Source organism: Kibdelosporangium aridum, assembly GCF_900176515.1.
GTDB classification, from domain to species: Bacteria; Actinomycetota; Actinomycetes; order Mycobacteriales; family Pseudonocardiaceae; genus Kibdelosporangium; species Kibdelosporangium aridum.
The window spans coordinates 107,360-131,744 of sequence record NZ_FWXV01000011.1; the positions used below are offsets into that span (position 1 = coordinate 107,360).

Annotated in this window: 23 protein-coding genes; 22 read left to right on the plus strand and 1 reads right to left on the minus strand. The window is 66.4% G+C overall.

Annotated features, from left to right (window positions below):
- Nucleotides 1-92: 92 nt before the first annotated feature.
- From B9C43_RS43380 to B9C43_RS43430, 12 genes are all read left to right on the plus strand, one after another.
- Nucleotides 93-1,583, plus strand: a complete 1,491-nt coding sequence (locus tag B9C43_RS43380) for a sugar ABC transporter ATP-binding protein (RefSeq protein WP_084433224.1) — start codon at nucleotides 93-95, stop codon at nucleotides 1,581-1,583.
- On the plus strand, nucleotides 1,580-1,828 hold the full coding sequence (locus B9C43_RS56110; RefSeq protein WP_143447009.1) for a hypothetical protein: 249 nt from the start codon (nucleotides 1,580-1,582) through the stop codon (nucleotides 1,826-1,828). The genes B9C43_RS43380 and B9C43_RS56110 overlap by 4 nt, the downstream gene beginning before the upstream one ends.
- Nucleotides 1,825-2,817 (plus strand): ABC transporter permease, encoded by a 993-nt coding sequence (locus tag B9C43_RS43385; RefSeq protein ID WP_033383963.1) that lies wholly within the window; start codon nucleotides 1,825-1,827, stop codon nucleotides 2,815-2,817. Before B9C43_RS56110 ends, B9C43_RS43385 begins: the two co-directional genes overlap by 4 nt.
- Nucleotides 2,810-3,829 carry an ABC transporter permease gene (locus B9C43_RS43390; RefSeq protein WP_084433226.1) on the plus strand — a complete coding sequence of 340 codons (1,020 nt, stop codon included), beginning with the start codon at nucleotides 2,810-2,812 and terminating at the stop codon, nucleotides 3,827-3,829. The genes B9C43_RS43385 and B9C43_RS43390 overlap by 8 nt, the downstream gene beginning before the upstream one ends.
- Nucleotides 3,793-4,857, plus strand: a complete 1,065-nt coding sequence (rhaS, locus tag B9C43_RS43395) for a rhamnose ABC transporter substrate-binding protein (protein WP_084433227.1) — start codon at nucleotides 3,793-3,795, stop codon at nucleotides 4,855-4,857. The genes B9C43_RS43390 and rhaS overlap by 37 nt, the downstream gene beginning before the upstream one ends.
- Nucleotides 4,857-5,174 (plus strand): L-rhamnose mutarotase, encoded by a 318-nt coding sequence (locus B9C43_RS43400; protein ID WP_084433228.1) that lies wholly within the window; start codon nucleotides 4,857-4,859, stop codon nucleotides 5,172-5,174. Before rhaS ends, B9C43_RS43400 begins: the two co-directional genes overlap by 1 nt.
- 10 nt (nucleotides 5,175-5,184) lie before the next feature.
- Complete coding sequence (gene rhaI, locus B9C43_RS43405) at nucleotides 5,185-6,351, plus strand: L-rhamnose isomerase (protein ID WP_084433229.1); 1,167 nt, start codon at nucleotides 5,185-5,187, stop codon at nucleotides 6,349-6,351.
- 1 nt (nucleotide 6,352) lies between these two features.
- On the plus strand, nucleotides 6,353-7,723 hold the full coding sequence (locus tag B9C43_RS43410; protein WP_084433230.1) for a BNR repeat-containing protein: 1,371 nt from the start codon (nucleotides 6,353-6,355) through the stop codon (nucleotides 7,721-7,723).
- 9 nt (nucleotides 7,724-7,732) lie between these two features.
- Complete coding sequence (locus tag B9C43_RS43415; protein WP_084433231.1) at nucleotides 7,733-9,754, plus strand: bifunctional rhamnulose-1-phosphate aldolase/short-chain dehydrogenase; 2,022 nt, start codon at nucleotides 7,733-7,735, stop codon at nucleotides 9,752-9,754.
- A 9-nt stretch (nucleotides 9,755-9,763) separates the two neighbouring features.
- Nucleotides 9,764-11,164 (plus strand): L-fucose/L-arabinose isomerase family protein, encoded by a 1,401-nt coding sequence (locus B9C43_RS43420; RefSeq protein WP_084433232.1) that lies wholly within the window; start codon nucleotides 9,764-9,766, stop codon nucleotides 11,162-11,164.
- Nucleotides 11,164-12,546, plus strand: coding sequence for a rhamnulokinase (locus B9C43_RS43425; protein WP_084433233.1), 1,383 nt, complete (start codon nucleotides 11,164-11,166; stop codon nucleotides 12,544-12,546). The genes B9C43_RS43420 and B9C43_RS43425 overlap by 1 nt, the downstream gene beginning before the upstream one ends.
- 136 nt (nucleotides 12,547-12,682) lie before the next feature.
- Nucleotides 12,683-13,390 carry a carbohydrate-binding protein gene (locus B9C43_RS43430; protein WP_084433234.1) on the plus strand — a complete coding sequence of 236 codons (708 nt, stop codon included), beginning with the start codon at nucleotides 12,683-12,685 and terminating at the stop codon, nucleotides 13,388-13,390.
- Nucleotides 13,391-13,430: 40 nt separating this feature from the next.
- Here the strand turns inward: B9C43_RS43430 and B9C43_RS43435 are convergent, their stop codons facing one another.
- Entirely contained in the window at nucleotides 13,431-14,246 is an 816-nt protein-coding gene (locus B9C43_RS43435) for a class I SAM-dependent methyltransferase (RefSeq protein ID WP_084433235.1), read from the minus strand.
- Between the two features lie 87 nt (nucleotides 14,247-14,333).
- Here B9C43_RS43435 and B9C43_RS43440 point away from each other — a divergent pair, with 87 nt between their 5' ends.
- The 10 genes from B9C43_RS43440 (at nucleotide 14,334) to B9C43_RS43485 (ending at nucleotide 24,379) form a co-directional block, all read left to right on the plus strand.
- On the plus strand, nucleotides 14,334-14,819 hold the full coding sequence (locus B9C43_RS43440) for a GbsR/MarR family transcriptional regulator (RefSeq protein ID WP_084433236.1): 486 nt from the start codon (nucleotides 14,334-14,336) through the stop codon (nucleotides 14,817-14,819).
- 297 nt (nucleotides 14,820-15,116) lie between these two features.
- Nucleotides 15,117-15,536: an ATP-binding protein gene (locus tag B9C43_RS43445; RefSeq protein WP_143447010.1), complete on the plus strand. Its 420-nt coding sequence runs from the start codon at nucleotides 15,117-15,119 to the stop codon at nucleotides 15,534-15,536.
- A gap of 11 nt (nucleotides 15,537-15,547) precedes the next feature.
- Nucleotides 15,548-15,925, plus strand: coding sequence for an STAS domain-containing protein (locus B9C43_RS43450; RefSeq protein ID WP_084433238.1), 378 nt, complete (start codon nucleotides 15,548-15,550; stop codon nucleotides 15,923-15,925).
- A gap of 289 nt (nucleotides 15,926-16,214) precedes the next feature.
- The gene (locus B9C43_RS43455; RefSeq protein ID WP_160097118.1) at nucleotides 16,215-17,204 is read left to right on the plus strand and encodes an AraC family transcriptional regulator; all 990 of its coding nucleotides are present in this window, start codon (nucleotides 16,215-16,217) and stop codon (nucleotides 17,202-17,204) included.
- Nucleotides 17,205-17,282: 78 nt separating this feature from the next.
- Nucleotides 17,283-18,209, plus strand: coding sequence for an ATP-binding cassette domain-containing protein (locus tag B9C43_RS43460; RefSeq protein ID WP_084433240.1), 927 nt, complete (start codon nucleotides 17,283-17,285; stop codon nucleotides 18,207-18,209).
- Nucleotides 18,206-18,946, plus strand: a complete 741-nt coding sequence (locus tag B9C43_RS43465; protein WP_084433241.1) for an ABC transporter permease — start codon at nucleotides 18,206-18,208, stop codon at nucleotides 18,944-18,946. Before B9C43_RS43460 ends, B9C43_RS43465 begins: the two co-directional genes overlap by 4 nt.
- A 15-nt stretch (nucleotides 18,947-18,961) precedes the next feature.
- Nucleotides 18,962-19,966, plus strand: a complete 1,005-nt coding sequence (locus B9C43_RS43470) for a 3-oxoacyl-ACP synthase III family protein (protein ID WP_084433242.1) — start codon at nucleotides 18,962-18,964, stop codon at nucleotides 19,964-19,966.
- Nucleotides 19,963-21,942, plus strand: coding sequence for a CocE/NonD family hydrolase (locus B9C43_RS43475; RefSeq protein WP_160097120.1), 1,980 nt, complete (start codon nucleotides 19,963-19,965; stop codon nucleotides 21,940-21,942). Before B9C43_RS43470 ends, B9C43_RS43475 begins: the two co-directional genes overlap by 4 nt.
- The gene (locus tag B9C43_RS43480; RefSeq protein WP_084433244.1) at nucleotides 21,939-23,111 is read left to right on the plus strand and encodes a phthiocerol/phthiodiolone dimycocerosyl transferase family protein; all 1,173 of its coding nucleotides are present in this window, start codon (nucleotides 21,939-21,941) and stop codon (nucleotides 23,109-23,111) included. Before B9C43_RS43475 ends, B9C43_RS43480 begins: the two co-directional genes overlap by 4 nt.
- The gene (locus tag B9C43_RS43485) at nucleotides 23,108-24,379 is read left to right on the plus strand and encodes a glycosyltransferase (protein WP_084433245.1); all 1,272 of its coding nucleotides are present in this window, start codon (nucleotides 23,108-23,110) and stop codon (nucleotides 24,377-24,379) included. The genes B9C43_RS43480 and B9C43_RS43485 overlap by 4 nt, the downstream gene beginning before the upstream one ends.
- Nucleotides 24,380-24,385 lie beyond the last annotated feature (6 nt).

The following is a 24,385-nucleotide window of genomic DNA, read 5'->3' on the forward strand; positions in this document are numbered from 1 at the left end:
TCAAATCGATCGCCCCAGTGGGTCTTGACCGCACACAAATCAGGGCCTAGCTTGGGCGCGACCGCCGTGAAACGTTTCATCGAGGAGGCGTCGTGGCACCGTTGCTCGAGCTCCACGGGGTGAGCAAGGCCTTCGGCGCGGTCCAGGCTCTGCGCGACGTGTCGCTCACGCTGCACGCGGGCGAGATCCATGCCCTGGCCGGCGAGAACGGGGCCGGGAAGTCCACAGTGGTCCGGATCATCGGCGGTGAGCACCAGCCAGACAAGGGCGAGGTGCGACTGGATGGGGAACCGGTGCGGTTCAGTGGTCCCCGCGACGCCCAGCACCGTGGCGTCGCGGTGATCCACCAGGAGCCGACCAGGTTTCCGGACCTGAACGTGGCGGAGAACGTGTTCATGGGCCGTCAGCCCCGGCGCAGCGGGCGGCGGGTCGACCACAAGGCGATGCACCGGCGGACCGCGGAACTGTTCGAGACGCTCGGCGTGCCACTGGATCCGGCGTTGCCGACCCGTGGCCTGTCCATCGCGGACCAGCAGATCATCGAGATCGCCAAGGCACTGGCCAGCGACGCCCGCATCATCGTGATGGACGAACCGACCGCGGCATTGTCCAATGTAGAGGCTGAGCGGCTGTTCCGGGTGGCGCGCACGCTCGCCGACAACGGCGCGGCGCTGCTGTTCATCTCGCACCGGCTGGAAGAGATGTACGAGCTGTGCCAACGAGTCACCGTGTTGCGCGACGGTTCCCTGGTCACCAGTGCGCTGATGACCGACATCGATCACGACACCCTCGTCCGCAGCATGGTGGGCCGGTCAGTCGAACAGCTTTTCCCCAAGCGGGACACTGAAATCGCCGACGAGGTCCTGACCGTCCAGAACCTGACGCAGCCGGGCGTGTTCCGGGACGTTTCGTTTGCCGTGCGCCAGGGTGAGATCGTCGGCCTGGCTGGTCTGGTCGGCTCCGGCCGTTCCGAGGTCGCCAGGGCGATCTTCGGCATCGACGACCGTGAGTCGGGAACCGTGACCGTGGCGGGCAAGGAACTTCCCAAGACCAACCCGCGTGCCGCAATCGCGGCAGGCGTGGCCATGGTCCCTGAGGACCGCCGGGAACAAGGGCTGATCCTCGAGCTGTCCATCGAACGCAACGCCAGCCTGTCGCAACTGCGGAAAGTCACCAGCTGGGGCCTGGTCCGCGCCGGGCGGGAACGCTCGCTGGCCAGTACCTGGGCTCAGCGCCTGGGACTGCGGTTCGGCAGGCTCACCGACCAAGCAGGCACCCTGTCCGGCGGCAACCAGCAGAAGGTCGTCCTCGGCAAGTGGCTGGCCACCAAGCCGAAGGTGCTGATCGTCGACGAGCCGACGCGGGGAATCGACATCGGCGCCAAGGTCGAAGTGCACGCGTTGCTGTCGGACCTGGCCGCGTCCGGGATGGCGGTGTTGATGATCTCGTCGGAGTTGCCGGAAGTACTGGGGATGGCCGATCGGGTGTTGGTGATGCACGAGGGCCGGATCGCCACGGAGCTGTCACGGGCCGAGGCGAACGAGGAGGCCGTGATGCGTGCGGCGACGGGAAGTGCGGCATGACGGCCATGGCTCGCAGGATGCAGGAAGGCCAGTGGCACCGTGACCGCGGCAGCCACAAGCCCGGCACGACAAGCCCGCTCCCCAGCTACGAAAACGGCATGGCCGCGCTACCAGAAGGCCAACACCGTCACGACCGCCGCAGCCACAAGTGCGGCGCGGAAATCCTGCCGCACAACCACCAAAGCCGAATAGTCACGGTGCCGGAAGGCCAGTTCATCGCCATGGCAGCCGGGAGGGCGGCATGACTTCCCTGCTTCGCAGCCGTGAGACCGGCATAGTCATCGCCTTGGTCGCGGTTGTCGCCGCCACCACCGTGGCGAACCCGAGCTTCCTGTCCGGCCAAGGCGTGCACGATCTCTTCCTCAACGCCTCGATCATCGCGTTGCTCGCGGCAGGCCAATGCCTTCTGGTCATCACCCGCAACATCGACCTCTCCGTCGGATCCGTGATGGGCCTGACCGCGTACATGAGCGGTCAGATGTTCCTTGGCAACCAGGGCATGCCGATGATCCTGGTGATACTCGCCGGGATCGGGCTCGGTGCCTTGTGCGGGGCGATCAACGGAGCCCTCGTCGCGATCGCCAAAGTTCCTGCGCTGGTCGTCACCTTGGGAACTCTGTACGTCTTCCGTGGCCTCGACTATGCCTGGGCATCTGCGACAGGCGTGCAGCAGGTCAACGCCTATCAGATGTCGCCGAGCTTCCTGGAGTTCGGCAGCGGCTCCGTCCTCGGCATCCCCAACCTCACCCTGATCGCAGTCGTTGTCGTCGCAGTGATCGCATACGCCCTACGCAACTTCTCTTCCGGCCGTGAGCTCTACGCGATCGGTTCGAACCCGGACGCGGCGAGGCTCGCCGGTATCCCGACCGGGCGGCGGGTGTTCACCACGTTCGTGATCTCGGGTGGCTTGGTCGGGCTGGCGGGAGTACTGCATGCCGCGTACTTCGGCACGATCAACGCGGCGGTCGGATCGGGCAAGGAACTCGCTGTGGTGGCAGCGGTCGTGGTCGGTGGCGTGGCGATCTTCGGCGGCAGTGGCACGGTGATCGGCGCCGCGCTCGGCGCCTTGCTGCTCACCACGATCACCAGTGCACTGCCGATCCTTGGTGTACCGGCGTTCTGGCAGCGCGCGGTCGACGGTGCCGCGCTGCTGGTGGCGATCTCGCTGGACCGCACCGTGATGGTGCGACTAGCCGCACGGCTACAACGGGAAAGGAACCGGGCCCGTGCGTGAACGACTGCTCCGCTGGGAGACCGTACTTCTCACCCTGTGCGTGCTCGTGCTGGCGTACGGCGCGATCAGCACGGACGGGTTCGCCGAGGCGGACAACATCAGCTTCCTGTTGCTGGACTACAGCGAAGTCGCGCTGCTGGCGTTCGCGTTGCTGCCGATCGTGCTGACCGGCGAGATCGACCTGTCAGTCGCGTCTGTGCTCGGGTTCTGTTCGGCGTTGACCGGCGCGTTGTGGAACGCGGGCATGCCCTTCGAGACGATTGTGCCCCTCGTAGTGGGAGCGGGTGTGGTGCTCGGTTCGATCAACGCCGTGCTCATCGTCCGATTTGGACTACCGTCGCTCGCGGTCACCATCGGCACACTGGGCTTGTACCGGGGACTGGCCTACGTCGTGCTTGGCGACGGCGCGGTGACCGGTTTCCCGTCCACCTATCGGCCGTTGGCGACTGATTCGCTCGGGTTCCTGCCGTACGTGACAATTCTCGTGATCGTGGTCGGCATCATCGCCGCTGTCGTCGTGCACTACACGCCGGTCGGCCGGGCGCTGTACGCGATCGGTCTCGGCGAGCAGACGGCCCGGTTCTCCGGCATCCGGGTCGACCGGATCAAGATGTCGCTCTACCTGGTGTCCGGTGGGCTTGCCGCATTGGCATCACTGATCTTCACATTGCGCTACAACAGCGCTCGCGCGGACAACGGCAACGGCCTCGAACTGGCTGTGGTCGCCGCCGTGTTGCTCGGCGGTGTCTCGATCTTCGGCGGCCGCGGCACGGTTTTCGGCGTCGCCACCGCCGTGCTGCTGATGGCGGGCCTGCGCAACGTGCTGTTCCTGGGGGACGTCAGCAACGAGATCCAGAACGTGATCACCGGGCTGTTGCTGATCATCTCGGTGCTCGTGCCCGCGTCGGCGCGGCTGTTCGCCCGGCGCAAGCGCCAGCACCCCACTGCTGAACCCACCCTCGACGAGGAGGAATCATGTCCCGCACCAACCGTGTCCTCACAGCGTTCTTAGCCGTCACACTCGTCGCCGGTTGCGGCAGCACGACCAAAGGCTCGGATCCGGGCGCCGGGGGCGCAAGCACGGGCACGAGCCGTGCCGCGGACCCGAACGCCCCGATCAAGCCGGGCTTGAAGATCGCGTTCCTGCCCAAGGAGATCGACAACCCCTACGAGGTGATCGTCGACAACGGCGGTATCGCCGCGGTCAAGGAGCTCGGCGGCGAGGGCAAGGAGGTCGGCCCGTCCGACGCGTCGGCGTCCTCACAGGTGTCCTACATCAACACGCTGATCCAGCAACGGCAGGACGCCATCGTGATCGCCGCGAACGACCCGAACGCGGTGGCGCCTGCGCTGAAAGACGCCATGAGCAAAGGCATCCCGGTCGTCACGTACGACTCCGACGCGGCACCGGACGCCCGGCAGGTCTTCGTCAACCAGGCCGACTCCGAGGAGATCGGCCGATCGCAGGTCCGGCTGATCTCGCAGCAGATCGGCGGCACCGGAAAGATCGCGATCCTGTCCGCGACGCCCAACGCCACCAACCAGAACACCTGGATCCAGTTCATGAAGGACGAGCTGACCAAGCCGGAGTACAAGGGCATCGAACTGGTCAAGGTCGCCTACGGGGACGACGACGACCAGAAGTCGTTCCAGGAGGCGCAGGCGCTGCTGCAGTCCATTCCGGACCTGAAGGGGATCATCTCGCCGACGACCGTGGGCATCTCCGCCGCCGCCCGGTACATGTCGACCTCGCCGTACAAGGGCAAGGTCAAGCTCACCGGCCTGGGCACACCGAACCAGATGCGCCAGTTCGTCAAGGACGGCACGGTCACCGAGTTCGCCCTGTGGGACCCGGCTGAGCTGGGCTACCTTGCCGGTTACGCCGCGTCCGCACTCGCCTCCGGCCAGATCAGCGGCAAGGAAGGCGAAACGCTCAAGGCGGGCAAGCTCGGTGAGCGCAAGATCGGCAAGAACGGCGAGATCATCCTCGGCCCGCCGACCGTGTTCAACGCGGGCAACATCGACAAGTACAACTTCTGATGCGACGGATCTGTTTCCTGCTCAAGGTCAAGCCTGACCGGCTGGCCGAGTACAAGCGGCGGCACGCCGCGGTCTGGCCGGACATGCTTGCCGCGCTGCGGGAAACTGGATGGCGCAACTACTCGCTGTTCCTGCGTCCGGACGGCCTGCTGGTTGGCTACTTCGAAACCGACGACCTGGACGCGGCGCTCGCCGGGATGGCCGCCACCGACGTCAACAGCCGGTGGCAGGCCGAGATGGCGCCGTTCTTCGAAGGCCTTGACGGGCAGCCGGACGAGGGGATCGTTCCGGTCGAAGAGGTGTTCCACCTTGACTAAGGAGGGCAGCATGCCTGACCGTTCGACGGTTCTGGCAGCACTGCGCGCACAGCACATCGAGACCCCGTCGTGGGCCTACGGCAACTCAGGCACCAGGTTCAAGGTCTTCGCTCAGGAAGGCATTCCGCGCAACGCCTACGAGAAGATCGACGACGCGGCGACCGTGCACCGGTTCACCGGCGTGGCACCCACGGTCGCGCTGCACATCCCGTGGGACAAGGTTGACGACTACGCCGATCTCGCCGCGCACGCCGGCAACCAGGGCATCAGGATCGGCGCGATCAACCCGAACGTCTTCCAGGAGGACGACTACCGGCTCGGCAGCGTCTGCAACCCGGACCCCGCGGTGCGCCGCAAGGCATTGGATCACCTGCTCGAGTGCGTGGACATCATGGACGCCACGGGGTCGCGGGACCTGTCGCTGTGGTTCGCCGACGGCACCAACTATCCCGGGCAGGACTCGATCGCCGAGCGGCAGGCGCGGCTGGGCGAGGCGCTGCGGGCGGTGTACGACCGGCTCACCGGCGAACAGCGGATGTTGGTGGAGTACAAGCTCTTCGAGCCCGCGTTCTACACGATGGACGTGCCGGACTGGGGCACCAGCTACGCGCACTGCGTCGATCTCGGCGAACGGGCGAAGGTGCTGGTCGACACCGGGCACCACGCGCCCGGTACGAACATCGAGTTCATCGTCGCGTTCCTGCTGTACCGGGCCAAACTCGGCGGGTTCCATTTCAATTCACGGTTCTACGCCGACGACGACCTGATGGTCGGTGCCGCGGATCCGTTCCAGCTGTTCCGGATCATGGCCGAGATCGTCCTCGGTGGTGGCCTGGACAAGGCCTCGGGCGTGGCGTTCATGCTCGACCAGTGCCACAACATCGAGCCCAAGATCCCGGCACTGATCCGGTCGGTGCTCAACGTCCAGGAGGCCACCGCCAAGGCGCTGCTCGTGGACGCGAACGCCTTGCGCCAAGCCCAAAGCGAGGGTGACGTGCTGGGCGCCAACGCGGTGCTGATGGACGCGTTCAACACCGATGTCCGGCCGATGCTCGCCGAACTGCGTGAGGACATGGGCATCGACCCTGATCCCATCGCGGCTTACCGTCGTTCCGGGCACTTCGACAAGATCCGGGCCGAACGCGCCGACGGCGCCGCAGCGGGATGGGGAGCGTGACATGAGGTTACGAGTCCTGCTTGTCGCGTGTCTTCTCTTAGTCAGCGCACCAGCCGCTGCGGCTGCTTCGCCGACTGTGTCGCTGTTGCGGGACACCGAGCTCGATTCTTCGGCCCTGTACTTCGTTTCCTACGACGGGCTGGTGAACAACGAGTCCTACCAACAGGACGCGATCCTCAGCTACGCGGGCTACCAGTACGCGACCTGGTACACCGCCGACCGCAGCGTGGTGGTCGCGCGGCGCAAGCTGCCCAGTGGCGGCTGGCAAAAGGTCGTACTGCCGCACAAGCTGAGCGTCAACGACTCGCACAACGTGATCTCGTTGGGCATCTCCCCCACCGACGGGCGCTTGCACGTGGCCATGGACACGCACAACACGCCGGTTTTCTACGTCAAGTCCGAGCCCGGCCTGGTGTGGTCGTCAACGTGGTCCGCGGCGAGGTTCGGCCCTGTGCAAAGGACTTTGGACGGCGTGGACCTCGGCGCGATCACGTACCCGCAGTTCGTGGTCACGCCCGAACGACGCCTGCAGCTGAGCTACCGGACCGGCGGCTCGGGCAACGGCACCAACGAACTCGCCGAGTACGACGGGACTTCCTGGCGCAAGCTGGGCAAGTGGTCGTCGGCGACCGGCTCGTGGACCGCGCCCAACGGCGTCACGAGCACGACCCGCAACATGTACCTGCACGGCCTGACCTACGACCGCAACGGGCGTCTGCACGCCACATTCACCTGGCGTGAAGGCAACGCTGGCGTGCTGTGCAACTCGGGTGGCCTGACCAACCACGACACCGGATACGTCTACAGCGACGACCGTGGCCGTACCTGGCGCAACAACACCGGCAACGCGGTCATCACACCTGTTGCGGTGTCGCAGGATCTGGTGGTCGATCCGCTCGACCCGAACCACGGCCTGATGAACCAGGAAAGCCAAGCGGTCGATTCGGCAGGCACTCCGCACGTGATCATCAGCTATGTGCCAGGCCGGTTCACCCAGTGCGTCACGAGCTACGCCGCCGACCGCACCCGGTGGGCCCGATCGTTCCACTTGGTGCGCAACGCCAACGGGTCGTGGACCAAACGCGAGATCCCGATCCCGCCGAACGCGACCGGGCGCACCCGGATCGTCTTCGACCGCAACGACAACGCCTACCTCGTGATGCCATACGGCCGGATCGTCACCGCGTCGAAGGCCAGCGGCTGGACCGACTGGACGCTCGTGTTCGACCGGCCGAGCATGAACGTCTTCGGCGAGGTGACCGTCGACTCCTCCCGGGTGGCGAGCGACGGCGTGCTGTCCGTGTTCTACCAACAGCGATCCACCGGAACCACACCGTCGCCGATCCGGGTCGCCGATTTCCGTCTTGGATAAGGAGTTGTTGTGACCACACCGGTAACCGACCTGCTCAACCGGGCCCACGAGCTCGGGGCGGACCGGCGCAACACCAACTACGCGGGCGGCAACGCGTCGGCGAAAGGGCTCGCACCCGACCCGGTGAGCGGCAAGGACGTCGAGCTGATGTGGGTCAAGGGGTCCGGCGGCGACCTCGGCACCCTCACCGAGGCCGGGCTGGCGGTGTTGCGACTGGACCGGCTGCGGTCGCTGGTGGACGTCTACCCCGGCGAGGAGCGGGAAGACGAGATGGTCGCCGCGTTCGACTACTGCCTGCACGGCAAGGGCGGCGCGGCACCGAGCATCGACACGGCCATGCACGGCCTGCTCGACGCCACCCACGTCGACCATCTGCATCCGGACTCGGGCATCGCGCTGGCGACGGCTGTCGATGGCGAAGAGCTGACGGGCAAGATCTTCGGCGGCCGGGTCGGCTGGGTGCCGTGGCGGCGCCCAGGTTTCCAGCTCGGACTCGACATCGCCGAGATCAAGCGGGCCAACCCGGACATGATCGGCGTGATCCTCGGCGGCCACGGCATCACGGCGTGGGGCGAGACCAGCGAGCAGTGCCAGGCGAACTCGCTGGAGATCATCCGGACCGCCGAGCGGTACCTGGCCGAGCACGGCAAAGCCGATCCGTTCGGTGCCGAGCTTCCCGGCTACGGCGCCCTTTCCCCGGACGAACGGAAAGCCAGGGCCGCGCGGCTGTTCCCGGTGCTGCGCGGGCTCGTGTCCACCGACGTGCGCCAGGTCGGGCATTTCACCGACAGCCCCCAGGTGCTGGACTTCCTGGCGCACGCCGAGCACCCTCGGCTCGCCGCGCTCGGCACGTCGTGCCCGGACCACTTCCTGCGCACCAAAGTCGCGCCGCTGGTGGTCGATCTTCCTGGTACGGCTCCGATCGAGGACGTCATCGCCCGGCTGGCCGACCTGCATGCCGCGTACCGCAAGGACTACGCGGCCTACTACGAACGGCATGCGACACCTGACTCACCGCCGATGCGCGGTGCGGATCCGGCGATCGTGCTCGTCCCGGGCGTCGGCATGTTCAGCTTCGGCCGCGATCCGCAGACCGCACGAGTGGCAGGCGAGTTCTACGTCAACGCCATCAACGTGATGCGCGGCGCCGAGTCCGTCTCCCGCTACTCCCCCATCCCCGAGTCGGAGAAGTTCCGGATCGAGTACTGGGAGCTGGAAGAGGCCAAACTGCGCCGGATGCCCAAGCCCAAACCGCTCGCCACGCGGATCGCCCTGGTCACCGGCGGCGGGTCGGGCATCGGCAAGGCGATCGCACAACGGCTGGCCGCCGAGGGCGCTTCGGTCGTGGTCGCGGACGTCAACGCCGAGTCAGCGTCCACAGTGGCCGAGGAGATCGGTGGGGTTTCCGTCTCGGTGAACGTCACCGACGAGGAAGCGGTCGCTGAGGCTGTGCGGGCCGCGTGCCTGGCATACGGCGGGCTTGACCTGGTGGTGAACAACGCCGGGCTGTCGGTGTCGAAACCGTTGGTGGACACCAGTCTCGAGGATTGGGACCGGCAGCACGACGTGATGGCCCGTGGCTCGTTCCTGGTGTCGCGTGAGGCGGCCAAGGTGATGGTCGCGCAGCGGATGGGCGGCGACATCGTGTACATCGCCAGCAAGAACGCGGTGTTCGCCGGGCCGAACAACATCGCGTACAGCGCCGCCAAAGCCGACCAGGCGCACCAGGTCCGGCTGCTCGCGGCCGAACTGGGCGAGCACGGTATCCGCGTCAACGGTGTCAACCCGGACGGTGTGGTCCGTGGTTCGGGGATCTTCGCGTCCGGCTGGGGCGCGCAGCGAGCCGCGGTGTACGGCGTGCCTGAGGAGAAACTCGGCGAGTTCTACGCCCAGCGGACGCTGTTGAAACGGGAAGTGCTGCCGGAGCACGTCGCCAATGCCGTGTTCGTGCTGACCACGAACGAGCTGTCGCACACCACGGGCCTGTTGGTCCCGGTCGACGCCGGAGTCGCCGCCGCCTTTCTGCGCTGAGGAGGAACCATGGACCGCACACCCACGATCGGCCTGGTGGCCGGTGGGCTCGGCGCCTACTGGCCGCAATTCCCCGATCTGCTGCCGACCTTGCGGCAGTCGGCGGCGTACGTCAGCGAACGGATCTCCGGCTACGACGCGGAGATCGTGGACGTGGGGTTCATCTCCGACGCCCAGGAAGGCGCGGTGGCTGCGGAAAAGCTCCGTGCGGCGGGCTGTGACCTGATCGTCGGGTTCCTCACCACGTACATGACCGCGACCATGCTCATGCCGATCGCGCAGCGGTCCGCTGCGCCGGTGTTGCTGATCAACCTGCAGCCGACCGAATCGATGGATCACGCGACTGTCGACACTGGACAGTGGCTGGCGTACTGCGGCGCATGCCCGCTGCCGGAGATGGCCAACGCGTTCACCCGCGCGGGCATCGAGTTCCGCAGTGTGTCGGGCTTCCTGCGCGACGAACGGGCGTGGGCCAAGATCGGCAACTGGATCAGGGCCGCGAGTGTCCGCAAGGTTCTGCGCCATGGGCGGCACGGCCTGATGGGCCACCTGTATCCGGGGATGTACGACGTCTCAACGGATCTCACGATGGTCAACGCGCAGTTCGGCGGCCACGTCGAAGTCCTCGAGTACGACGACCTGCGGGTACGAGTGGACAAGGTCACCGACGCCGAGGTCGCCGCCAAGACGGCCGAGGCATCGGAGATCTTCGAGGTGACCGAATCGGTGAACGCCGAGGACTTCGCCTGGGGCGCGAAGGTCGCGGTCGGGCTTGACCGGCTGGTCACCGACTTCGGCCTGGACAGCTTGGCGTACTACCACCGAGGACTGGACGGCGAGCAGCACGAACGCCTGGCGGCCGGGATGATCCTGGGCGCCAGCCTGCTGACCGCGCGTGGCGTCCCCGCGGCCGGTGAGTTCGAGCTGCGCACCAGCCTGGCCATGCTGATCATGGACGTCCTGGGCGCGGGCGGTTCGTTCACCGAGTTCCAGGCGCTGGACTTCACCCGTGGCCACGTCGAGATGGGCCACGACGGCCCAGGACACCTGGCCATCAGCGCGGGCAAACCGTTGCTCCGCGGGCTTGGTGTGTTCCACGGCAAGCGCGGTTGGGGCGTGTCGGTCGAGTTCGACGTCGCGCACGGACCGGTCACGCTGCTCGGCGTCGGGCAGACCCGCGACGGCCGGTACAAGCTGATCGCCGCGCAAGGCGACGTCGTGGACGGGCCGCACATGAAGATCGGCAACACCACAAGCCGGGTGGACTTCGGCCGTGATCCCGGCGAGTGGACCGACGAGTGGTCGGCCAGCGGCGTCGGGCACCACTGGGCACTGGGAACGGGCCACCGGATCGCGGATCTGCGTGCCGTGGCCAGCTTGCTGGACATGCCGTTGACCGAGGTCGGCTGATGCCTGCGTTCGTCGCCGTCGATCTCGGGGCGAGCAGTGGCCGCGTGATGCTGGGCCGCGCCGACGGCGGGCCGATCGAGCTGGTGGAAGTCCGCCGGTTCGACACCGGCCCACGCACCAGACCCGACGGCGGCCTGCGATGGGACATCTCGACGATGCTGTCCGAGACCATCACAGGCATCCGCACCGCGGCAGCGGCGGATCCGGTGTCCATCGGGCTGGACTCGTGGGCCGTCGACTACGGCCTCATCGACGCTTCGGGCCGGCTGGACGGCGACGTCCGCTGCTACCGCGATCCCCGTACCGAGGGCAAAGCCGATGTGCTGCGGTCCCGGATCGATGATCAAACCCTGTACGGCGTCAACGGTTTGCAGTACCTGCCGTTCAACACGGTCTACCAGTTGCTGGCCGAACCACCTGAGCGGCTCGACGGCCACACCATGCTGCTGGTGCCCGACCTGCTCGGCTACCTGCTGACCGGCGAGCTGGGCGCGGAAGTCACCAACGCGTCCACAACCGGCCTGCTCGACGCGAAAACCCGGCAGTGGTCGCAGGAAGTGCTTGACGCCAGCGGAATTCCGCCGTCTCTGCTGCCGCCGTTGCGCCAGCCGGGTGAACACATCGGACTGTTCGAGTCGATTCCGGTCGTGGCGGTGGCGTCACACGACACAGCGTCAGCGGTTGCCGCGGTCCCCGCCACACGCGACGACTTCGGATACATCTCCTGCGGAACCTGGTCTCTGGTTGGACTGCGCCTCTCCTCCCCCATGCTCACTGAAGCCGCGCGGGAGGCCAACTTCACCAACGAGGCCGGTATCGACGGAACAACCCGGTTCCTGCGCAACACCATGGGTTTGTGGCTGCTGAGCGAATCACTCCGAGTCTGGAACGCCGAGCTGGCGCCGTTGCTGGCGGAGGCCGCCCGGCAACCCGCGTTCGCCGCCGTGATCGATCCGAACGACGAAGTCTTCCTTACGCCAGGCGACATTCCGGCCCGCATCGCCTCGCAATGCCGCCGGACGGGCCAGACACCGCCCGGCAGTCCACCGGGGATCGTCCGTACCATTCTGGAATCCCTTGCCCTGGCGCACGCGACGACCCTGCAGGCCGCCGCACGACTGGCCAACCAGGACGTGGCAGTCGTCCACCTGGTCGGCGGTGGCGCTCGCAACGAACTGTTGTGCCAACTCACCGCCGACGCGTGCGGACTGCCCGTGCTGGCAGGCCCGGTCGAGGCGAGCGCCATGGGCAACATCATCGTCCAAGCGAACGCCGCCGGAGTCCACGCCGATCCCAGCCCGCCCTTCGCCCGCTATGAGCCGCAAGGAAATCGGCACGACTGGATCGCCGCAGCCCAGCGCATCGGTTTGGCTTTCGGATAGGTATCGCCGTCCACATCAGACAGCCTGGAACCGGTTCCGGGGAGCTGGCCGCGATGCTCTGCGCGCATGAACCCGGCACCCGCCTGCTGAGCCGTGCTACTACTCCCCAAGCAGGGAGTCCTGGGGAGGACAACAAGTGGATCGCAGACTCAAGCGGGCCATGATCGGCGGCAGTACGTGCGCGGTCGCGGTCCTGGTCACAACGCTGTTGGTCAGTCAGCCCGACGAGCCACTCAGCGCGAAGATCACTGTGCCGCAGGCGCAGGATGCCGACATCGACCCGGGCATCCGCAACCCGCCGCCGACCAGTGTGTCTGTGATCCTGCCCGCGCCCCCGGTCGGCACGACGAGCGACGCACCACCACCCCCGCCACCACGGACACCGCCAACCACGTCGGCGCCTCGCGAACCACTCGCGCCCCCGGCGCGGCCGGCGCCCGCCCAGCCTGTGCCTGTGGATTTCCAGGCCGAGCAGGCCAGGATCCACAAAGGAAGTGTCCAGTCGAACCACTCCGGGTTCACCGGCTCCGGGTTCGTGGACTACGTCAACGAACGCGGAGGGTCGGTGGAATGGATCGTGACCGCGACGGCGACCGGACGTACCGACGCGGTGTTCCGGTTCGCCAACGGCAGTAACGCACCCCGGCCGACGGCCATCACAGTGAACGGGATCCTGGTCGCGTCGGTTGCCTTCCCAGTGACCAACGGCTGGTCGGACTGGCGGACATTGACTGTCCACATAAGCCTGCTGACCGGCTCCAACAACAGCATCAAGGTGATCGCGACGTCCGACAACGGCGGCCCGAACCTCGACAAGGTCACTGTGGTTCTGCCACCCAGTTGACAGGCATTGACGCCCACCGGCGGGCGTCCACCTCAGCGCGTTAGAACCGGAACCGCACAATGCGGGTGGACCGTTTCATGCCCGGCAGCAGGTTCATGAGACGGTACATGCGGCGTACGTTCGCGGGCGCCTTGGCCATCAGCACCGGTGAGTCGTTCATCGGCGCCTCGTCACGGTATTCGAGCCGCGGGTGCCATTCGGCCAGCGCGGCCGGATCGTTGAAGCCGCAGTGGAACTGGGTGCCGTACTTGCGCAGCGTGGGGTTCCATTTCGAGGTGCGCCACGCCCAGACCGCCACCGTGTCGAACTGTATTTGGCCGGTGGGGAAGGCGTCGACGACGCTGGTCAGCAGCCGCCGGACGTCGGTCTCGGTCAGGTAGGGCACCAGTCCCTCGGCGATCATCAGCGCCGGCCGGCCGCGCGGGATACGGTCCAGCCAGGTCAGGTCGGTGACGCTGGAGCCGATCAGGGTGTAGTGCTCGCGTGGTGGCAGGAATTGTTGCCGCAGCTCGATGATGTTGGGGTAGTCCAGGTCGTGCCAGTCGACGGTGGCGGGCGGGTCGATCCGGTACCCCCGGGCGTCAAGGCCGCAGCCCAGGTGCAGCACCACCGCGTCGGGGTGATCGGCGAGGAAGCTTCGGGCCCAGTCGTCGTGGGCCTTGGCGCGCACCACGGCGGCGAGGCCCATCTGGCTGGTGCCGAATCTGCGGTTGTCGTAGTCGGGGTCGAGTCGGCGCATCGCCTGCTCGGCGTACTTGTCACCGAGGATCGGGTCCGGCAGCCGGTTGTCCAGTGCTTTGGCCCTGAGGACGGGGCTGAGGGTCTTCTGCACTCCGACGAGTCCGGTGTCGTTCACGCCAGCGACGCTACTCTTATTTCGCGAATTTCGTGAAATCTGGAAAGGACTTAAACTGTCGGGGCCACGACGAGGAGGGGAGCTTCGGTGACGCGAGCGGACGAGAGCGCCATCGCCGGCTTCCGGGAACGGTTCGCACAGATCATGGTCGAATCCGGCATGCCCCGGATGGCCTCGCGTGTGTTCGCCGCGCTGATGGTCACCGACTCCGGCGAGCTGTCGGCCGCCGAACTCGCCGAGCAACTGGACGCCGGCGCGTCGGCGATCTCGGGAGCGGTCAAATACCTGGTGCAGGTACGGCTGGTCGAACGCGGCCGCGAACCCCGCAGCCGGCACGACTTCTGCCGGATCCACGAGCACACCTGGAGCCACTTCATCAGCCAGTCCGACCCCGTGCTGGTCCAGGTGCAGACCGGCGCCGACGAGGGCGTCGCGCTTATGGGTCTCGACTCCCCCGCCGGGCGGCGGCTGGACGAGACCCGCCGGTTCTTCGTGTTCCTACGCGAGGAGATCAACCAGTCGATGGCCAAGTGGCGGCGGCTCCAGGCAGCCGAAACCGAAGCCGGGAGCTGACCAATCCCTCCTTCCGGCTGCTGTCCGTGAGCCCGTTGATAACCGCGGCGTAGTCGCGTGTGAGTCCTACCCAACGATCAGCCAGCTTTCACCGAGGCAGAACGGTCCTGATGTTCCGGCTGAGCGTCTTGTGGTACGTCACAACCCACGGGCGAGGCGGTTCGCGATCTTGAACAACGGGTAACACTCCCCGTGCAAGGACAGCGATACTGCGAGGCTTGAGGTGATGCGGCGATGTCGGTCGAGCCGCGGAGCAAGGCATGTAACAGACCTGATTCGAACATGGTCATATGCGACGTGGACAGGGCGACCTTCGCCGAAGTCCGGCAATTGTTACGTGACCTGGTACGAGGCCGTGATGACATGGCGGTCCAGGACGCCCTCCTGGTCACCGACGAGCTGGTCAGCAACGCACGCCGTCACGGCCTGTCACCCCGGCAGTGCCGTCTGGGCCTCATCGACAATGGCAGGCGCCTGCTCGTCGAGGTGGACGACGCCTCATACGCCCCGCCAAGGAAGCGGACACCCGACCTCAACGGCGGACGTGGCCTGATCCTGATCGACCGGCTCGCGGCTTCGTGGGGCGTGCAGTACCACGCCGGCTACAAGACGGTCTGGGCCGAGCTCGTCCTCGACGGCCCAGGTAACGCTCGCAACACCCGGCACCTTGGCGCCGTCCGTGCGTCACCTGGTTCCACCGCGGCCGAGGGCGACTAATCTGCCCGACCATGACCGACGACCAGCCCGGCCGCGAACCACGACCAGCGAAACTGGACATCACCCAGCGCGTCGTGGACGGCGCCACGCTTGTCGTGGCAACCGGCGAGGTCGACATGGACACCGCACCCGTGCTCAGCGCGGCCGTGACCAGTGCGCTCGGTCAGGCCGCTGATCGGCTCCGCATACTCGACTTGACCGCTGTCACCTTCCTCAGCTCGCCGGGTCTCACCGCTCTGGTGAACGCGACCCTGCAGGCCAATGCCCGTCAGGAGCCCCTGCGGATCGTCGTGGACTCCAACCGGCCAGTGATCAGGCCCATCGAGATCACCGGCCTGGACAGCGTGCTCGCGCTGTTCCACAGCGTCGATGAGGCCCTGCGTCGTTGAGCCAAGCCGCATTGAAGCTGATATGCCCGTCGCTTCCGGGATGAAATCGCGCGGTTTCGCGATTGCATGAAGCGCTGTCCGGCCTGTACCAGCGACATTGGTGTGACATGAATTCGTTCGTTTGACCGATGCCAGGCAACCCTGCGAATGCCCTAAGATGACTCGGCGGCCACTGTCGGCCGCCATTTCCCGCGCCGGGTTCAGCTGTCGCCGTGCGCCATCGCACCCGGTCGTGCGAGCCGCGATGGGCGACTTCCGAAGAATGCGAACAATCGGAGGTTGGACATTGTTGAGCGGAGAAGATCTCCCGGCATCGCTGCCTCTCGCGCGCCACGAACTGATCCGTTCCCGCAACGCGGCCGAAGTACGGGAAGTCACCAGCCGCGTTCTGCGGCCACATCGCCTCACGGTGGCCGGAACCGGTGATCTCGACGCCAGTGTCAGATCCGTGCGGCTGCGCGACTTGTCGCTGAGCCTGATCAGTCACGGCACCGACGTCTGTGTCGACTTCGGGCCGCTGCAAACGTTTTTCGCCGTACTGATCCCGTTGTCCGGCACCGCCGACGTCACGGTGAGCGGTGAACGAGTCCGCTTGGGCGGTGAAGTGGCCGCGGTGCTCTCGCCCACCGACCCGGTGACCGTGTACTGGCCCTCGGACTGCACGCTGCTCATCGTGCGGCTCGAAAGGGCGGCACTGGAAGCACAGCTCACCGGGTTGCTGGAAAAGCCGCTCGGCAAACCGTTGCGCTTCACCCCGAGCATGGCTCTGGACTCGGGATACGGCCTGACCTGGCGGCGCGGGCTGGATCTGCTGGTGTCCGCATTGGACCGTCCGGACACCATGGTCGAACAGCCACTCGTCGCGCGCCCGTTCGAGCGGACGCTGATGAGCGCGCTTCTCGTGGCGCACAACAGCAACTACACGCCGATGATCCGCGGCGAGGCGCAGATCGCGCCGTCGCGGGCGGTGAGCATCGCGCTCGAGTGGATCGAAGGACACCCCAAATGGCGGCACACCACAGCCAGCTTGGCAAAGGAAGCAGATGTGACCGAACGCGCACTGCAGCGCGGCTTTCGCAAGCACCTGAACATGCGCCCGATGGAGTATTTGCGTGAGGTGCGGCTCCGCCGAATTCGTGACGAGCTTCTCGCGGCACAAGCCGACGCGGTGACCGTCACCGGGCTCGCCGCGGAATGGGGTTTCCTGCACACCGGGCACTTCGCAGCCACATATCAGCAGCGGTTCGGCGAGAAACCGTCGGATACGTTGCGTCGCTGACGGACCGAGCGGGTCGGTTCTCGGATTGTCCGCGACCGCCGTTTCCCAGAAGGATGGGTTATAGCGGAAGGAGCGCGGATGATACTGGCCGAGAATGTGGTCAAAAACTTCGGTAAAACGGTGGCACTGCGCAGTTTCGACCTCTCGGTACCCGCAGGCAGCGTAGCCGCGGTATTGGGGCCGAACGGCGCTGGTAAAACCACCGCGGTCCGGATACTGGCCACATTGCTGCGGCCAGACGGAGGTTGCGCCGTGGTCGGCGGGCACGATGTCGTGCGCGATCCGGCCGCGGTGCGCCGCGTGATCGGCCTCACCGGCCAGTACGCCTCGGTCGACGCCGACCTCTCCGGCGTGGAAAACCTGGTGCTGGTCGGCCGGTTGCTCGGGCTGAGCCGGGCCGCGGCCAAGGCCCGAGCCGTCGAGCTGCTGAAACGCTTCGGGTTGACCGACTCCGCGAACCGGCCGTCCACAACGTACTCGGGCGGCATGCGGCGGCGGCTGGATCTCGCGGCAAGTCTGGTGGGCCGGCCGCGTGTGCTGTACCTGGATGAGCCCACCACCGGGCTGGATCCCCACGCGCGCAGGGAACTCTGGGCCGAAGTCAGGCACCTCGTCGCGGACGGCGTGACCGTGCTGCTGACCACTCAGTACCTGGAGGAGGCCGATCAACTGGCCGACCGGATCACGGTGCTCGACGGCGGCAGCGTCGTGGCCGAGGGCACCGCGGACGAGCTGAAACGCCGGACAGGCGGGCACACCTTGCAAGTCCGGACAACATCACTGGCGGACACGGACACCGCAGCGCAGATCGTCCGGCGGATCACCCGCAGCACGCCGCTCCAGGACTCTGACACGGGACTACTCACCGCACCGGTGTCTGATCCGGCCGTACTCACCGCTGTGATCCGGGAGCTCGATCGAGCCGGTGTCACCGCGGCCGAGGTGGCACTGCGGCTGCCCAGCCTGGACGAGGTGTTCCTGACACTGACCGGAACCTCGGTATGAACGGCTCCTTCGTGCTCTGCGGGCGCGGTGTTCGCAAGATCCGCCGAAATCCCGAGTACCTGGTCGATGTCACCGTCCAGCCAACGCTGTTCCTGGTGATGTTCGGTTACTTGTTCGGTGGCGCGATCGCCGGAAACCAGGCCGCCTATCTGGCCAACCTCGTGCCGGGACTTCTGGTGCCGACTGTGCTGCTGGCGAGTATGGCGGCTGGGGCGGGACTCAACGCCGACCTGGCCACTGGGGTGTTCGACCGGTTCCGGAGCATGCCGATTCCCCGCTTCGCGCCGCTGGTCGGTGCCGTACTGGCCGACGTCGTGCGGTATCTGATCGCGTTCGTCGTCCTGCTCGGCGTCGGGACGGCCATGGGATACCGGATCCACAGTGGACCGATCGAGGTACTCGCCGCGGCAGGCGTACTCGTCGTCACTGGGCTGTCGTTCTGCTGGATCACCGTGTACATCGGGATGGTGGCCCGACGGGCCGACTCGGTCCAGGGTGTCGCGGTCGCCGTCTTCATGCCGTTCATCTTCGCCAGCAACGTGTTCGTCCCCAGTCACACCATGCCGGGCTGGCTGCGGTCGTGGTCGGAGATCAATCCGGTCAGCCTGCTCACCGACGTCATGCGCGGCCTGTTGAACGGCCAGCCGGTCAGCTTGGTCGGCGGTGCGGTGTGGCTGGCCGCGATCGCGTTGGTGTTCTTTCCCTTGGCCATGCGCGCCTACCACAAACGTGTCTGAAAGGAAGGATGGTTGATGACCACCGCCATTCTCGGAACCGGTTCGTACTTGCCGGACAACGTTCTCACCAGTGCGGAGCTCGGTCACCGGCTGGGTGTCGGCGAGCAGTGGATCGTCGAGAAGACCCAGATCTCCGAGCGGCGCGTAGCTTCACCCGACGAGGCGACTTCGGATCTCGCCGCCCATGCCGCGCATCGCGCTTTGCACGAAGCCGGGCTGCACGCGGCCGACATCGACCTGTTGCTCGTCGCGACCTCCACTCCAGACCAGCCGATCCCGGCAACAGCGTGTGCGGTGCAGGCCAAGATCGGTGCTGTGCGCGCTGCGGCGTTCGACGTGGACTCGGTGTGCGCAGGGTTCGTCTACGCACTGGTGACCGCGCACGCGTTGCTGAGTGCCGACCCTCGGCCGCAAACCGCTCTCGTGATCGGCGCGGACATCTACTCACGGATCCTGAACTACCAAGACCGGCGTACCTGTGTGCTCTTCGGTGACGGCGCGGGCGCCGTCGTGCTGAGCAAACACAGCAACGGCAGAGGTTTGCTGGCCAGCACGCTCAGTTCCGACGGAACGCTGGCCGACATAGTGAAGATCCCGGCCGGGGGCAGCCGGATCCCGGCCAGCGCCGAGTCAGTCGCCGACGGCCAGCACTACTTCGCCATGGACGGCAGACAGGTAAGGGACTTCGCCGCCCGAGTGGTCCCCGATCTGATCACCGACGTGGTGAAGTCGGCCGACCTCAGCCTCGCCGACGTCGACCTGATCGTGCCGCATCAGGCGAACGGCACGATGCTGCGAGCCATCGCCGACACCCTCGATCTTCGCCCCGGCCAGATGCACATGACCATCGAGCGATACGGCAACACAGGTGCCGCCTCAGTACCGATCACCCTCGACGACGCCGTGCGCAACGGCCTCGTGCACACCGACGACACGGTCTTGCTGGTCGCGTTCGGTGGCGGGATGAGCAGTGGCGCCGCCGCGATGCGGTGGGCCAAGCAGAAGAAGGGCAGCTGGTGATCCGGTTCGCCGACGCGCGCCGCCCGGAATACGAAGTGGAATTCCACGGTGACGTCAGGATTCCCTCCAGCGAACCAGGCGTCACGCTCGGCGGCGATCTCTATCTGCCCAAGGCCCGCGGCCCCTTCCCCGCGCTCGTGACACTCCACACCGGACGCAAGGACGGGCTCGGCGGCATAGCGGCACGACGATTCCTCAAGTATTTCGCGGAACGCGGCTACGCCGTGCTGTACGTGGACTGCTTCGGAATCGGGACGTCCGGCGGACTGCCGAGGCCGATCCTGGATCCCGGCGAGGTCGACGACGGCGTGGCGGTCGTCGAATGGACGGCACGCCAGGGGTGGTGCACCGGCAGTGTCGGGATGTGGGGGCTGTCGCACGGCGCCATGACCACGTTGGCGGTCGCGAGCAGACGTCCTGCGCCGTTGCGGGCCATCTTCCCGGTGATGGGGTGGACTGACGTCGGCAACCAACTCGTCCACCCGCACGGGCTGCGCGGCGGCATCGGGATGTTCGGGCATCTCAGTCTCTACAACATCTTCTGCTCGTTGTTGCCGCCACTGCGGGCGTACGACAAACAGCAGTACGCGACGCTGTGGAAGGAACGACTGGAAAGGGTCGAGCCGTGGTTCGTCGATTCGTGGCGGCATCCTCCTGGCCACGAGGTGTGGTCCGAGCGGCGGTTCGACCCTCGCTCGATCGATGTTCCCGCGTTGTGCGTCGCCGGTTGGCGTGACTTGTTCTGTGACGTGATGGTCGACGTCTACCAGCAGATCAGGGCACCGAAGCGACTCATCGTCGGACCGTGGCTGCATTCCTTCCCCGACGTGGCCGGGACCGAGCCGGTCCCCTCGGCGGCAATGGCGTGCGAGTGGTGGGACACGTGGTTGAACGGCAGGGACATGACCGGAAGGGGTGAGAAGTCGGCGACGTATTTCGTGCAGGGTGGCGTTGGCCGGTGGGTGCGGTCGGAGCAGTGGCCGCCGGAGAAGAAGGCGGATCACGTCTTTGTGGCAGCGTGTTCTGGTCACTTGTATCAGTCGTCCCGAATCGGGCGATCCGCGATCGTGGTCACGGCAACCCGGATGAGTGATGTCACGGTCGGCGCGTTGAGCGGCCTGACAAAGCACCCGATCGACAAGTTCGGCTATCCCCTTGACCAGCACGAGGACGACTCCAGGTCGCTGTCGTTCACGAGCGCACCACTACCGGAACCGCTGCTGATCGCGGGAAAACCGGTGGTGCGGTTGCTGGTCGCTCCGGAAACGACCGCACAACGCTGTGTGGTGAAGGTGACCGACGTGGACGAACGCGGGCGTTCCACCCTCATCTCGATGGGCACAGTGGACCTGACGCGATCGAGACCCGCGGGAGAACTCGTCGCGGTACACCTGGATCCGACGTGCTACCAGCTTCCGGCCGGCCACCGTGTCCGGCTGGTACTGGCGGAATCGGACATCCCGAGGTTGTGGCCGGTCGCGTCACCGGGCCGGCTCGTCATCCGGGTCATCCAGGCCGCCGGGGATTACGTGGGGCTCGCGGCCGAGGGGTACGGCGGCCTGGCGGCCACCACACTCAGCCTGCCAGTCTGCGATCCCGAAAGCCTCACCGGTGTCGTTGTCCCGCAACGCGAGCGTGTGCCACCGCGTGGCGTGCCGAAGGATCGGTGGGAGATCGCTCGTGACCACCTGCGTGGCTCGGTTCGCCTGACCGTGGCCAAGGAAGACCGGATCCGGTCGTCCAGCAGCGACCAGGATTCCCTGTCGATGCGCACACACGTGGTGCTCGCGGTGAATGAACACGATCCGGCGAAAGCACGGATGGCGGCGTCCGGCGAGATGGCCGCGGAGACCAGCGATGGCGACCAGGTCGCCGTGCGGGCGGCCATCGACATGGGCATGTCCGACGCGAACGTCGTCGCTGAGGTCGTTGTCAACGGAAAGCAGTTCCTGGCAAGGGAATGGAGACTGACGTGACTGTGCTGGAGCGTCCGCTGAACTACTTGGAGCTCGCCCACCTCAACCGGGTGGTCATCATGGCCGCGGAGTACGAGGGCGACCTGGAGCACAGCGCGGTGGAGTACGCGTTCCGGCAGCTGTGCGACGCGTACCCGGTGCTGCGAGCGCATGTCCGTGGCACGGGCCAGGACGCGGTCTTCCACGTCATGCCCGATCGTGTACCAGAGGTGATCGTCATCGACGACGTCCCGGACGTCCTGTCCAAAGTAGTCGAACTGCCGTGGGACGCCGGCTCGTCGGTGGCCGATCTCGTCCACGTTCGCGGGGAACAGCACGGCTACCTGGCCTTGCGTGCGGACCACTCGATTGTGGACGCGAACGCCTGGCTGGAGATGTTCCGTGAACTGATGCGGTTCCTGGCCGACGACCCCGAAGTGACGCCAGGAACGTCGCTGCCGCTGCCGCCGGCCGAGCTGTTCCACGAGCGGCTGGGTTCGATTCCCTACGACCGCAGGCTGTTCCAGACCGCGAACGATCCCGCGCTGGACGGCTCCGCGTCGTTGATCAGCAGCTACATCACACTCGGCGAGCAGGAAACCAGTTGGCTACGCCGGACCGCGAGATTCTACCGGTCGTCCGTGCACGGTCTGGTCTGTGGCGCGATCCTGGCGGCACAACGGTCGCTCGCGGGTGGCTCGGAACCCGCGAAGATGTTCTGCGTCTCGCCAGTCGACTTCCGCAGCCGGGTCGATCCGCCCGTCGAACTCCTCGAGACGACGAACTTCATGCTCTCCTACGCGGCCGAGGTCGACGTGAGCAGCAGGAGCAGCCCGGTCGTCATCGGCCAGTCGATCAAAACACAGCTGGACGCCGTGCTGACGCGCAAGGAAGGCGTGCGCTCAGGCACACCAATGGCTGATTATCTTGGCCGGAACCTGTCGTTCGCGTTGGTCAGCAACCTCGGCGTCATCGAGGATTTCGCCCAACCGGATGGAGTTTCCGTCGTCGGCTTCCGGGTGTTGAACACCGTGGGCGACACGTTGTTCCCCGGCCACTACGTCTGGACCTACCAGGGCAGGCTGACGGTGTTGTCCGTGCTGACTTCCCGGTTCTTCAGCCAGGACGAGGCCGACCAGTTGGCCAGGGAGATCACCGAGCAGTTGCTGATCGTCGGAGCGTCCTCGTGAGAGTCCTGCTGATCACCCACGGCAGCCGGGGAGATGTTCAGCCGTTCGTGGCATTGTCGTTGGCGTTGACAACCGCTGGGCATGAGGTCGTGCTGGCGTGCCCAGCCGGTTCGGCGAGCCTCGCGAAGGCCTACTGCGAGAAGGTGATCTCGCTCGACGACGGCACGAACAAACTCGTCGATGACCGAAAGGCCTGGAAAGCGGTCGAGTCGAACTTCCGCGGCGTGCGCGGCAAGGTGCTCGGCCTGCAGCTCATGTGGCACAACCGGACGGCGATGGCGCCGGTGTTCGAGGACCTCGCGGTGCTGGCCAGCTACGTGGCCGGCCAAGTCGACCTGGTGGTGCACCAGGTGAATGTCCCCGGGCACGCGATCGCCGAGAAGCTCGGTGTTCCCGCGGTCGTGGTGTGCCTGCAACCCTTCTGGGTGCCGACTGCGTCCTTTCCCGACCCGTTGTTTCCCTTTCCGGTACCAGCCGTGCTGAACCGGGCCTCGTACCTGACGACCAAGACATTCGTCCGTGCTCTGACCGGGAACTTCGGCGAGTGGCGCAACGAACGGCTCGCGTTGCCCGACCGGCGGTACGCCTCCGATGTGCTGCGCAATCCGGATGGCTCTCCCGCTGTGGTGTTGCAGGCGTTCAGCCGGCATCTTCTCCCCGAGGACGTGCGGTACCCGGACTCGGTGCACACTCCTGGGTTCTTTTATCTGAACGCGCAGCCGGACTGGTCCCCGTCGCTGGACCTGTCGCACTTCCTCGCCGACGGCCCGCCTCCGGTCTACGTCGGGTTCGGCAGCATGGTGGGCAGCGATCCGTCCAAGACGGCCCGGACAGTCGCGGAAGCGGTTCGCAAAGCGGAAGTTCGCGCTGTGGTCGCGGTGGGCCGCGGCGGAATTCGGCCGGAGGTGGTGGGCAAGGACATGTTCTGCCTCGACCAGGCTCCACACGATTGGCTGTTTCCCCGGATGGCCGCCGTTGTCCATCACGGCGGCGCGGGCACCGTCGGTGCTGCCCTCGCCGCCAGCCGCCCGCAGGTTGTGTGTCCGTTCATGTTCGACCAACCGTATTTCGGGCGGCGGCTACATGCGTGCGGTGTGGCGCCTCCTGCCTTGCCATTGCGGACTTTGACATCGGACGCGTTGGCGTCAGCCATCCGTCAGGCGGCGTGCGATGCTTCGTATGCCATGCGGGCCGAGGAGTTGGGGCACCTGGTCCGTACCGAGAACGGCGCGCATCAGGCCGTGAAAATCCTGGAGACAATCGCCTGAGGCGGC